Annotated in this window: 7 protein-coding genes and 1 riboswitch; of the genes, 1 reads left to right on the forward strand and 6 read right to left on the reverse strand. The window is 42.5% G+C overall.

Features of this window, described 5'->3' with window-relative positions:
* Positions 1–45: 45 nt before the first annotated feature.
* Complete coding sequence (locus GGQ60_RS05860) at positions 46–1479, reverse strand: SusD/RagB family nutrient-binding outer membrane lipoprotein (protein ID WP_183760782.1); 1434 nt, start codon at positions 1477–1479, stop codon at positions 46–48.
* 11 nt (positions 1480–1490) lie between these two features.
* Positions 1491–4655, reverse strand: a complete 3165-nt coding sequence (locus GGQ60_RS05865; protein WP_183760784.1) for a SusC/RagA family TonB-linked outer membrane protein — start codon at positions 4653–4655, stop codon at positions 1491–1493.
* 314 nt (positions 4656–4969) lie between these two features.
* Positions 4970–5075, reverse strand: a riboswitch (SAM riboswitch).
* A gap of 137 nt (positions 5076–5212) precedes the next feature.
* Here GGQ60_RS05865 and GGQ60_RS05870 point away from each other — a divergent pair.
* Positions 5213–6484, forward strand: a complete 1272-nt coding sequence (locus tag GGQ60_RS05870; protein WP_183760786.1) for a TlpA disulfide reductase family protein — start codon at positions 5213–5215, stop codon at positions 6482–6484.
* Positions 6485–7340: 856 nt separating this feature from the next.
* Here GGQ60_RS05870 and GGQ60_RS05875 read toward each other — a convergent pair.
* Genes GGQ60_RS05875 through GGQ60_RS05890 form a run of 4 tightly spaced genes read right to left on the reverse strand, consistent with a single transcriptional unit; the run spans position 7341 to position 12694 of the window.
* A complete protein-coding gene (locus tag GGQ60_RS05875) occupies positions 7341–9017 on the reverse strand; it encodes a trypsin-like peptidase domain-containing protein (RefSeq protein ID WP_183760788.1) in 1677 nt (558 codons plus the stop codon).
* Between the two features lie 3 nt (positions 9018–9020).
* The gene (locus GGQ60_RS05880) at positions 9021–9608 is read right to left on the reverse strand and encodes a TlpA family protein disulfide reductase (RefSeq protein ID WP_183760790.1); all 588 of its coding nucleotides are present in this window, start codon (positions 9606–9608) and stop codon (positions 9021–9023) included.
* A 59-nt stretch (positions 9609–9667) separates the two neighbouring features.
* Positions 9668–11536: a protein-disulfide reductase DsbD domain-containing protein gene (locus GGQ60_RS05885; protein ID WP_183760792.1), complete on the reverse strand. Its 1869-nt coding sequence runs from the start codon at positions 11534–11536 to the stop codon at positions 9668–9670.
* Positions 11537–11560: 24 nt separating this feature from the next.
* Complete coding sequence (locus GGQ60_RS05890) at positions 11561–12694, reverse strand: TlpA disulfide reductase family protein (RefSeq protein WP_183760794.1); 1134 nt, start codon at positions 12692–12694, stop codon at positions 11561–11563.
* Between the last annotated feature and the right edge of the window lie 26 nt (positions 12695–12720).

A 12720-nucleotide genomic window follows, 5' to 3' on the forward strand; every position in this document is an offset into this window, starting at 1 on the left:
TATTTAAACATGGGAAGGAAATATCCCATATCATGATAAGCTAAATTAAAAAGCATCAAACCAAAGTTTGGTGGTTAATAAATCGGCACCCTGGCTGCTTACCGCGTTTTTATAATTTTGTCCGTTTAATGATTGTTCGGTACCAGGGTAAATAAAACGCACCGGAATTTTACCATTCAGAACGGTATTTACCGAGGCCGTTAACTGCGGATAATCTAACCTCCGCTGCTCGGCCCAGGCTTCTAAGCCCTGTCCGAATAAGGCGATCCATTTCTGCTGGCCGATCGATTTTTTATAGTTGGCTGGGTCGTATTGTACATCAGCTCTACCTAAATAACCCGTAATCTGGTCATTGCCATTTATTCCATATTGCTGTAAAGAAGCGGTAATGGCCTGTTTATATAAATCTTCTGCATTTTCTGTGGTAAAACCACGGGCGGCTGCTTCTGCCCTGTCAAAAAGTACTTCAGCGTAACTTAAAATTACCGCAGGTGCTTTCGGATCAAGAAAATAAGCGCCTGGTTTTGAAGAGTTTGCCAAGCCAATGGCACTTGCCTCAGAGTTGGTAGAACCGTTTGGTATCCCTACATAACCTTGCGGTGGATTTTCAGTTCTACTGGCATAAACGGGTAGCCTTGGATCATTTAAGGAAGCAAGTTTATCTACAATTGTTTTACTGATCCTGTAATCGTTTCGCGTTTCAAATGAAGCTGCCACTGGGTTTTGCTGAGGTGAAACATCATATTTCAGCGCAGCATTTTCTGAATTACTACCGATATAAGCGCCTCCTTCTGCCTGTATTTCGTCAATCACCTGTTTGGCTTTAGCCGGATCTTTATCAGCAATCCGCAGGGCAATACGAAGCCTCAGCGAATTGGTAAACTTTTTCCATAGTGCAATATTATTGCTATAAATTACGTCACCGGCAATCGGCTTTGCTGCAGGATCTAAAGCCGCCTGCGCTGATTTCAAATCGCTTAAAATGCCGTAATAAACATCCTTTTGTTTGTCGTAACCAGGGGTAACAAATTGTTTAATTTTTCCTGCCTGCGAATAGGGGACATCACCATAAGCATCGGTAAGCAGTAAAAATGTCCATGACCTTAGTACAAGCGCTACAGCTTTATAATTCGGATTGCCCTGCGCATCGCCCAGTTCGATGATTTTATTAAATCCGGCAATACTTTGTGCATAACCCGTTGACCATAAAGCTGTAAAACTACTGTTCGAGTAAATGAAGCGATCTTCTTCTGTGTATTGTACTTTGGCCCAATGTTGCACAAAAAGCAGGCTCGAGTTCATGTTATTGGTTACGCCCCAATAGCTGTCTACTGTGGCTTTGGTTGTTCCGGTAAGCAAATAATCCGGCTGTGCAACTTCGGGTGCATTGGGGTTGATGTTCACCTCATCGAGCTCTTTTTTGCATGATGAAAAGGCAATTGCCAGGATGGCCAGTATATAGAGTTTTTTATTTTTCATGATGAGAATATTTAAAATTTAACATTCAGGTTGATACCATAACTGCGTGTGCTCGGATTGGATAAACTTTCCAAACCCTGGCCATTACCGATATTGAAGGCTACTTCAGGATCGATATCAACCGTATTGCGGTGAATGATCCAAAGGTTACGCCCCACAAGTGATACCGAAACCCCTTGTAAACTTAACGGACGGATCCATTTTGCAGGTAAATTATAGCTTAATTTCACCTCACGGAGTTTAACATAAGAAGCACTGAAAATATTGGCTTCGTCTATATTTCTGAAAGATTTGTAATACTGTTGGGCAGGCAATATTTTCTCGTTGCGTTTGCCATCGGCAGTTACCCCATCAAAAATAATCCCGTCATCGTACACGGTAACACCTGCCGGAGCAGATCCGTTTACCCTTACGGTACCATTTTCTTTTTTGTTATCCGGGTAGTAGTAGGAAATACCGCCATATTCGGCTGCCCTGCCCGGAAGTGTTGATGCCAAAACCCCCGTATAAGTTCCGGTAGCGTAAGTACCATTGTAAATAGAACCTCCAATGCTGGCATCAATCAAGACACCTAAACTGATTCCTTTATAGGTAAACGTGTTGTAAACTCCACCAATCCAATCAGGCGTATATTTCCCTAATACCTGTTTGGTTGGGTTTGTAGCAGGTGCGCCTGTAGCATTAACAATAATGTTTCCGTTAGCATCCCTTAAAAAGGCTGAGCCGAACAACGATCCATAAGGCTGCCCTACCGTTGCAATCACCTGGGCTGAGTTTGAGGCTACCACATAATTGGTCAGCAATTTTTCAGCATCCAACTCAATTACCCTGCTCCTGTTCGCGGCGAAATTGAAATCAATGTCCCAGGTAAATGTTTTTTTGATTGGGGTGATGCCCAATTGTACCTCTACCCCTTTGTTGTTGATTTTACCGGCATTAAGTAATTTTGAGCTAAAACCCGTACTCTGGCTTACATCGGCAGCTAAAATCTGGTTATAACTATTGGTATTGTAAGCACTTAAATCGAAGCGTAATCGCTTATTAAAGAAAACTGCTTCAACGCCCAATTCTGTAGATGTGGTTGTTTCAGGCTTTAAGTTAGGATTTAAGTCGATAGTGCCGGTGGTCAGCTGAGGATTGCCATAAAACGGCGCGCTGAATACATAAGTATTAATTAAACGGTAAGGATCGGCATCTTTTCCTACTTTCGACCAACCCCCACGGATTTTTAAATAATTAAGGGCTTCACTTTTAATATCGAATGCTTCGGTAGCCACAAAACTTCCGTTAAATGATGGGTAAAAGTAAGATCTGTTTTGCGCCGGCAAGGTAGACGACCAATCGTTACGTGCCGTGATGTTGGCAAAAAGGTAATTCCTGAAACCGATCTGCCCTGATGCATAAATACTATACGATTTTAACCTCGATAGATTATTGGATGAAACCAGGGGATCGCGTGAGTTTTTAAGCGTATAAAGTCCGGCAATGGCCAATTTCGGTGCACTTTGGTCGTTCTGTTCTATGTATTGCCTGCGGATGTTACCCCCACCCAATAATTCTAAGCTAAAATCATCGTTCAACTGTTTGTTAAAGTTTAAGGTGGCATCGGTATTATTTTCGCTCACCGTAAAGGCACTTTCGGTATAAGAACCAAAAGGTGTTCCGTTGGTGCCGTAAGCAATGCGGATTTTACGCCTGTCGTTGTAATAATCGGTACCCGATCTGAAATTGAAATCAAGGCCATCAATAATTTTATAATTAAGGGCCAAACTACCTATAATGCGGCTGCGGTTTTGCGAAACCGTATTTTCGTAAGCTACCCAATACGGGTTGCTGTAATAGCTGTTGTTCCAGTTAAAGGTTTTTCCATTTTCATCCAGATAATTTTTCAACTGGTTAATATCAACCTGGCGACCAAACCAGGTAAACTGCAACATGGTACTGGTTGAACGGGAGCCGCCGGTACCCGGTAAATTGTCGGAATTAAGTTTATTGTAATTTGCATTGGCCGTTAGGCTTAATTTCGGGGTGATTCTTAAGGTGGTATTCAGTACAAATGAATTTTTCCCCTGCCCTGAATTAGGCACAATACCCACCTGTTTCAGGTTATTGTACGAAATCCGGTAATCGTATTTTTCTCCTGCATCGGCAACCGATATCCCATTGTTTAAGGAATAACCGGTTTGAAAGAAATCGCGCACATTATCCGGATGTGCAATAAACGGAACCGCCACCCCTTTCGAATAAAACTGGGGGATCAGCCTTCCATCCAGTTTGGGGCCCCAGCTCTCATCTACCCCGTCATTTAATCCTTTACCCGCACCATCTACGTAACTAAATTTACCTTCAGACCCCTGACCGAAAGCGTTTTGATAAACCGGGAGCGTAAGCAGGGTTTCTAATACCGCATTGGAGTTGATGGCAATACCCAATCCTTTTTTCGATTTACCTGTTTTGGTTTTAATGAGAATTACCCCCGCTGCAGCCCTCGAGCCATATAATGCAGCTGCATTCGGCCCCTTTAACACGCTCATCGATTCGATATCTTCCGGGTTGATATCCGAAATGGTATTGGCATAATCCCTTGCACCTGCCGAATTTAACTGTGAATTATCCACAGGGATACCATCCACAACAAATAAGGGCTGGTTGTTCCCTGCAATGGAAGTTTCTCCCCTGATCACTACACGTGATGAACCCATGCTTCCCTGGCTGTTGGTAACCCTTACACCGGCAATTTTCCCGGCCAGTGCATTTACCAGGTTAGATTCTTTTGCTTCAGCTATACTCTGCCCTTTCAATTCCTGTACGGCGTAACCTAACGACTTTTTTTCCCTCGAAATGCCCAAAGCAGTAACCACCACCTCATCGAGGGCATTATCGCTTGATTGGAGAACCACTGAAACCGGTCCGTTATTACTGATCGGCATCTCTTGGGTTTTAAAGCCTATATAAGAAAACACCAAAGTGCCCTTTTCTGGTGCACTGATTGAAAAAGCGCCCTTACCATCGGTAATGGTAGCTTGTTTGGTTTCTTTTATAATAATAGAAACGCCAGGTAATGTTTCACCATCTGCCGATTTCACCGTTCCGGTAACCGTGGCGTTTTGAGCGAACAACTGCTGCGTGATAAAGAGCAGCAGGATAATCACTGTTGATTTAAAATTTGTGAACATGTGTATATAATTAATAATTAGATTATGGATAAAATTTTGGCAAAACGATTTACTCACGGCTGGAAGCCATGTAATACGAATGAACTAAAAGAAATGGTTAGCTTAAAAGCCTGTTAACCGTATTGATCTAACAGGACATGCACATTCGGAAATAGGCTCGAAAATTTGCATTAATGGATTTTAGGTAGTCAGTGTTTTTCATTTCTATGATTTTCTATAAAATATATTTACTGATCAAGCATGCATCCGGAGCAAAAAAGCACCCCTTTAAATCAGAAGTGCATCCTGTATTTTGAAGGATAACGCAAACAACCGACTTAACTACCCCGGATTCATCCGGGATGGAATTAGCACCATTTCTGAAATCAGATGGTTGCTAAGGTTTCACAGGGCCATTCCCTCCACCTTTCTTGATAAGTATTTTAAAATAACTGGTGCAAAGGTATAATTAATTCCATTTATCCTATAGTTTTTATAGAATTTTATTCAACAATTTTTTCTTTGGCGATTTCGTCCGTATATTTGTCGACCAATTTAGTCGATTAACCCACATTACGATGAATTTAAAATCCATATTTACCACCATACTGGCTGTATCAGGCTCCATAACCTTTGCACAACAACAGGCTGTACTGGCTAATAATCAACAAACAGCCAAAGAAAAAAAGGCAAAAGCCTTTGTTGCAGCAGGTACCTGGCGCGGGATAGCTAAAGTTAAAGAAGGATTAAATATTCCATTCAACTTCGAAATCAATGAAAAAAGCGGACCACAAAAACTCTATTTCCGTAATGCCGAGGAAAGATTTGAAGGTGGCTTAGTAAAACAATCGGGCGATTCCTTATTCGTAAAGCTCGATCAGTTTGATAATGAACTGTCATTTGCTATTATAGATTCAGATCATTTAACCGGTGTATTAAGAAAACAGGATAAAACAGGCAAACCTTTAAATATTGCAGCCGAACGTAAGAATTATCGCTTCGAAACGCTTAATAAGCCTGCCACAGCAGATTATTCAGGCAGTTATGATGTAGTTTTTAAATCGCCTAATGGTCAGGACGAAAAAACAGTAGGCTTATTTAAACAAACAGGCAATAAACTTACCGGAACGTTTTTACGGATAACCGGCGATTCGCGCTACCTCGAAGGTGTGGTAGAAGGAAATGAATTTCAGCTGTCGAGTTTTATCGGTTCCTCTCCTGCCTATTACAAAGGTACTTTCCAGGCTGATGGCTCAATTAAAGGTGAAATTTTAAATGCAAGAGGCAGCCAGCCTTTTACCGGCATGAAAAATAAAGATGCTGCCCTACCTGATCCATATCAACTTACCTACTTAAAAAAGGGATACAAAACACTCGATTTTAGCTTTCCGGATGTTGAGGGCAAAAAGATCTCGCTAAAAGACGAAAAGTACAAGAACAAAGTCGTGATCTTAACCATTACCGGCAGCTGGTGCCCTAACTGCGTTGATGAAGCTGGTTTTATGGCTCCATGGTATAAAGCAAACAAAAAGCGCGGGGTAGAAATTATTGCCTTACATTACGAACGGTCAACCGAGCCGGCATATGCAAAAAAAATAATGAACCGTTTCCGCGAACGTTTTGGCATCGAATACGACCAGGTTCTGGCCGGTACAGCCGATAAACAGGTAGTAGCTGAATCGTTGCCTGCGCTCGACTCTTTTTTATCGTTTCCAACCACGATCATTATCGATAAACAGGGTAACGTAGCACAAATCCATACAGGCTTTAATGGTCCGGCCACCGGTAAATTTTATGATGAATTTGTAAAAGAATTTAATACAGAGATTGATACGCTGTTGAAGAAATAGAAATAGCAATTTGCACTTTGTTCTTTGCAGTACCTGTATTTTTAGCCCCGTGCGTAGCGGCATCCCTGAAGCGCAGCGAAAGGGTATAGCGGAGAACGGGAACAAACTTTAATAGTTGCCCCCGACACTGCGCTCCATAAACATATAACATCTCCTTTTTGGAAAGCTGGTACAGTGCTATTCGGTCCGGGTAGTCCTTCTTTCCGCTTCTATCTTTTTGTGGATGTTATTGCTGGTTGTTTGGCGCTGCACCAAAAAGGATAGCCGCTGCAATAAGGTTTAGTTAACCGAGGGCAGTGCAATAAAAATGGTATAAAAAAAAGAGTTGTCATTCTGAACGTAGTGAAGAATCTTTTACATGGAACACTAAGTATTGGTCGGTGAGACATTAAGCAATAAAAAAAAAAATAGCATTTTGCACTTTGTTCTTTGCAATAACTGTGTTTTTAGCCCCGGGCGTAGCGGCATCCCTGAAGCGCAGCGAAAGGATATAGCGGAGAACGGGAACAAACATTGATCGTTGTACAGGCACTGCGCTCCAAAAACAAATATAACGTCTCCTTTTTGGAAAGCAGGTACAGTACTATTCGGTCCGGGTAGCCCTTCTTTCCGCTTCTATCTTTTTGTGGATGTTATTGCTGGTTGTTTGGCGCTGCACCAAAAAGGATAGCCGCTACAATAAGGTTTAGTTAAGCGGGGTCAGTGCAACAAAAAATAGTTGTCATTCTGAACGCCGTGAAGAATCTTTTTACATAACGTTATTGAATGGTTAGGTCCTTAGTCCTTCACTATCTGACCTGAGATTCTTCACGGCGCTCAGCACAACATTTATTTTTCGGTAAGACCGGGATGATATTTATCGTGTTGCCTTCAAAACAAAATCAACGATTGTCTTTTTGGGCACCACCACTGTAGTTGTCCGGCTAAACCTGGCGATATTGATCCCGTAAAAACGACCTTCCCAGTCGAAAACGGGCGATCCGCAGGCTTTTGCTTTAATGGCGGCATCGTGCGTAAAAACAGCATTAAAGTCGTCTCTTCGTTCTGATTTTCCACCTTCAAATTTCTCTGCTGGGTGGTTAAAGACCGATTGTGCCCTTGCCTCGAGCCTGAAAGTTTTGCTCATTTTACCAGCTGCATTTGTCCACTCAAAAGTAACCTCATCATCTGCCCAGTACTTTAAGATTTCGGGAGCAAATTCACTTGCTTTACCGATGGTTTTTCCGTTAATGCTGATCAGTTCATCGCCCACCTTTATTCCTGCTTTTTCTGCCGGGCTGCCGGCTTTAACCAAGGAAAACTGAACCGGGCTCGAGTTGTACACTACCATGGCGCCAAGATAAGGCTGGTTATTAATTTTTGGTAAATTAAATAACGTACTGCCTAAAACACTGCGCACTATTTTACCGGTTGGATTTATACTATAGAGCAGTCTGCCCATCTCTGCTTTAACGCTGGCTGTATCGGAAAAAGTTAAGTCAATCCCTCCACTTACCTGCCGTTCAAGAGCAAATAAAACCAGGTCGTTTTCCTTGTCTTTTCCAATGAATTTGACCTTCACTGCAGTTCCATCAATATCGCATTGTGCTTCTTCTCCAACCATGGTGTTTTTGCTTAGTAAAAACTGTTTTATGGCTCCGCCTGAGGTTTTAACATTTAATAAGCAGGCAGCAATCTTTTGGTTTTGTCCTTTCATAACGCTTTTGATGGTTAAGCAACTGTTTTTAATCGTTGGCACCTCAAAATCAGGGTGCAAAGCCTTTTTTTTGCTTTCTTTCTGCATTAAGGAAAATAAGGGATCGGCTTTCACACTATCGGTCTTTTCAGGAAAAGCGGTATAAAGTGTTTCATGGTTTAAGGCTGTCCAATAACGACGGTAAAGGTCAACAGGGACTTCGAAATTCATGTCCTCAGCAATATCAATGGCACTGTGCAAGCCAATTACACGACCATAATAATCGAACAAGGGGCCACCAGAATCGCCCGGTTCCATTTTGCAGGTGGAGCGGATAAAACCATATTCGTTCTTCACTTCAGCTATAGTGCCCAACCTTAAGGTGGGCAGACTTTGGTTCAGGCTTTCGGGATAGGAAATACTGATGCAAGGTTCATTTTTAAGCAAACTGGCCGAATATCCCATTTCTGCAAAAGGGTAAGTGCCTTTATCGGTAATTTTCATCATGCCTACATCCGGAATACCGGGGCTTTCTTTAGTGTCTATTTTACCTAATGCCATTGCAATGCATTGCCGTCCGTCAGGGAAAAAAACCTTGTAGTTTTTACCCGGTAAAATGGTATGAGCAGCCGTTAAAATATAACCATCGGCACTCACTACCACTCCGCTAAACTGGCCACCGGTTCTTTGGTTCTGCTGTACATCAAAACTCCACATCCGCACACTTGCAGGATATGCTTTTTTAACCGCCTGGGCAATGGTATGCTGAAATTTGGCAACCTGCTTGTTCTGCGCAGCAGCACCCAGATTAACCAGTATTATTAAGGTTACGGCTAACGCTCTGATCGTGTTATTCATTATTTATTTACGATTTTTTGCCAATGCAATCCGCTCTGAAAGTTCTTCGAGTGCAGCGGCATCGGTTCCGGCGAAACCGGTAAGTTTAAATATAATTTTACCTGCTTTATCGATAACGAATTTCGCGGGGATGGCACTTACACCATAATTCTCAACTGTTGCATGACGCCCTTCACCGTCTTTCATGTCCATCAGTACCTGAAAATTAAAACCCGATTGCGCCATGTATTTTTTTACATCTTCAACTGGCGTTTTGCTCGTTTCCCAGGTGTGGATAAATAAAAACTTTACCGATGGATCATTTTTATAAGCATTAACAGCAAGTTGCATCGCCGGAAAAGATTTTTTGCAGGGTACACACCAGGTCGACCAGAAATCGAGTACAATTACTTTTCCTTTTAAATCTTTTAACGAGATCTCCTTCCCGTCGAGGTCCTTTAAGGTAAAATCGGGTGCGGGTAATGCAATCCTTTCAGCCAGCAGCTGCTGGTGAAGGGAACTGGCCTGACCTGCCGGAGATTGCGCCCACAGCGAAATAACGGCCATTACATTTAGCATTGCCAACAGGCAAAGCCTTAAAAAAAGTTTCATATGTGTTTGGGTAAAGGCGATGAGGCCTGCAAAATGGCCCCATCGCGTGTATAAGTAGCTTAAATGAGTATTTCTACTATTTTCTCTTTCGGTGGATAACATTTATTTTCATCGCACACCTGGTAATACAGGCCGCATTTAATCTTAGTTCCGGCTTTTGCCTTATTATAATCGATCATGATCCTGAAGTTTGCTTTTCCTTCAAAAATAAACATGCCATCGTTGCCCGGATAAGGAACTGCTGCTGTAGTTTTCCATTCCCGGTCGGCCACTGCCCCCTCCGGAAGTTCGAGGCGGGTTTCGGTTACCACAAATGGGTTATCTTTAGGTACATAAGCATAAATGTGCCAGCCCTTTAATATTTTGGCTTCGATAAGCAGGCTGTCTTTTTTAGCTCCGTTACCCGGAATAAACTTTGCCGAAACGGCAACCGGATCGGCCGTGGTAGGTTCACCACTTATAACTGCTTTTGGCAATTGATAACTTTGCCGAGCTGTAACAGCACTACTTTTACCGTAAGTATTAACCATGAATTTAAACCCACCTGATTCGGTATAAAACAGGTTATGGCGGTTTTGGTTGAGCCATTTTCTCCAATCGGCAGCAGTATTAAACTTTTCAGTGGTATAACGTTCAAGCAGGCGTTGCGCCATGGCTACATCTTTGTTTATTTCCAACAAATGTACACATTGATCTAAAAGGGCTATTTTACGGTTAGAAATACCCAACTTTTGCGCATCGCGATCGAGCTGAAGTGTGTAGGCACCTGAAGGATAGAAATATTCATAATTTTGGCGGTAGTATTGGTGGTACAGGTTCATATTCGTACCGTAAACTGCAAACAAACTGTCGCCGGCATAACCTTTTACATAATCTTCAAAAGACTGGGTATCGTTGGTTACTGGCATTTTCAGAAACATCTCGTTACCGTGACCAATGTCTTCTCCTTTTGCCTTTTTTTCTTTTAATTCCTGCTGCATTTTCAGCATGCGCAGATTACCTTCCTTTCGAGCAATAATGGCTTGATGGTAAAGATCCTTGTTTAACCGGTAAATCAGTTCATCTATGCCGCTACGGGTTTCGATCTGCACTTTTTTAACAATAGCCTGGAGGTGATCAAATTTTTTGATATAACAAATGGCATTTACAAAAACATCTTTGGCTTCGTCGGTCATGTAATCCGGCGATCCTGCAAAGCCCCACATAAAAAAATTACCCTGTCGGCCCAGCGCTACTGCCTCCGCATTTTTGAGGCAAACACCACCCGAAATAGATTCTGCGTCGGGCGAATCGTTAAATCCTTCACCATGCGAAACCATACCGATCAGATAAGGTTCTTTAGCCGATCCTTCCCTTTTTACCACTTGCCACATATCCATTTGCCTGGGTGTTTTCGTACCTTCATGGCCATTAAAAAAAGAACCTGGTGTTGGCTTCTTTACTAAGGTAAGTTTTACGGCATTGGGGGTATTAAAAATAGGATGACTGGTTTTAATGTTTAAAGCTTCATCATCTAAACATTGGCAGTACCAATCGAATTTTAAGCCCAAAGGCAAGCCTACATTAGGCGCCATGGCATGCATTAAAACCATCGGACGGTTAAAATCAGGCGGCAGCGCCACCGGCCCGGCGTCCATCAAAGTTACATCTACGCCATCCGACATTTCTGCTTTGTAATCGGCCACATCCACTACCCTAACTTCGGTAAAACGCTGTTCCAGGAAGGCTTTAAAATCTGCCATTCTGGTTTTGTATACTTTTTCGGGGATGTTGGGTGTAGTAGAATAATACACTATGTTTTTTGGCATTGGCCGGCTGGGAGTATAACCCACGTACAAAACCTTTAATGCAATTTTATCCCGATGTTTCGCAACTCCAAATGTGTACAGTGAAACCAGCAGGAGGCATAAGGTGAAAATCTTTTTCATTATCCAGATCAGTTTAGCCAATAATTAATTGAAAATTTCAGCGAGCTTTTTGTTTAACGGTTCGCCACGGAGGCCATTTCCGATAATTTTGCCCTCTGCATCTACCAGAAAACTGGCAGGTACGGCACGCACCCCATATAAACGGCCCACTTCGTTATTCCAGCCTTTCAGGTCAGATACATGAATCCAGTCTAAACCATCTTTTTCTATCGCCTCTAACCAGTTTTCTTTTACATGATCCAGTGAAACCGAAATAATTTCGAAGCCTTTATCCTTATACGTTTGATACTGTTTTACCAGGTTAGGGTTCTCTGCCCTGCATGGGCCGCACCAGCTTGCCCAAAACTCAACCAGCACCACTTTTCCCCTTAAACTGGCTAATGAAACCGGTTTGCCCACCACGTTGTTCTGGGTAAAAAGGGGTGCAGCTTTTCCTACTGCGGTAATACGGCTTGCTGCCATACGCTGTGCCAGTTCTTTGCCCATATCGGTTTCGCGGTATGCTTGGCTTAACGCGTTAAAAATAGGCTCTACCCTGCTTACATCTACTTTACTTCCGGCAGCTTCTGAAAGTGCCACCAAAGCGAAATAGGAAGTTGGGTGTTCTTTGGTAAATTGAAACTGCTTATCCGTTCTGTCCTGTAGTTTTTTTCTGAAGCGCAGATCTACTGCTTTCACATAGGCCGTATCTTTTTGCTGCTCGGGTGTTCCCTTGTTAAAATCGATATTTACGGCTTTGGTAAGGGCCATAATGGTACCGCCAATGGCTTTATTATAGGCTTCGTATTCCTGATACACCTTTGATCCCGTAAAAACAGCATTCTGTAAAGAATCTTTTGAGCTAATGGTAACCTGCTCTTTGCCGAAATAAAAGTAAATCACATCGCCGGTATAAACGGCCTTGCCTTTACCTCCACCGGTATGGTCGAGGGCCATGCGGGCATAGGTATAGCCGGAAATATGCCCGGTAAATTTAAAATTTCCGTTAACCAGGGCTATCGAATCTTCATGGCCTACACCGTTATCCATATAATCGATATAAGCCATAGCTGGTGCACCCAGCGAACCTATTTTACCAGTTAAACTAAAGTTTGGTGCCTGAGCCCGGATTAAGACCGGGATTAGAAGTATCAATATGGCCACTTTTATGATTTTCATTTGTATGTTTTTTAAGGTTAAATTAT

This window comes from Pedobacter zeae (genome assembly GCF_014196715.1).
In the GTDB taxonomy this organism is placed as follows: Bacteria; Bacteroidota; Bacteroidia; order Sphingobacteriales; family Sphingobacteriaceae; genus Pedobacter; species Pedobacter zeae.

Bases quoted from the DNA above. Each gene is read 5' to 3' on its own strand.
- GGQ60_RS05870 (WP_183760786.1), top strand. From the start codon at position 5,213: ATGAATTTAAAATCCATATTTACCACCATACTGGCTGTATCAGGCTCC.
- GGQ60_RS05880 (WP_183760790.1), bottom strand. From the start codon at position 9,608: ATGAAACTTTTTTTAAGGCTTTGCCTGTTGGCAATGCTAAATGTAATG.
- GGQ60_RS05885 (WP_183760792.1), bottom strand. From the start codon at position 11,536: ATGAAAAAGATTTTCACCTTATGCCTCCTGCTGGTTTCACTGTACACA.
- GGQ60_RS05865 (WP_183760784.1), bottom strand. From the start codon at position 4,655: ATGTTCACAAATTTTAAATCAACAGTGATTATCCTGCTGCTCTTTATC.
- GGQ60_RS05875 (WP_183760788.1), bottom strand. From the start codon at position 9,017: ATGAATAACACGATCAGAGCGTTAGCCGTAACCTTAATAATACTGGTT.
- GGQ60_RS05890 (WP_183760794.1), bottom strand. From the start codon at position 12,694: ATGAAAATCATAAAAGTGGCCATATTGATACTTCTAATCCCGGTCTTA.
- GGQ60_RS05860 (WP_183760782.1), bottom strand. From the start codon at position 1,479: ATGAAAAATAAAAAACTCTATATACTGGCCATCCTGGCAATTGCCTTT.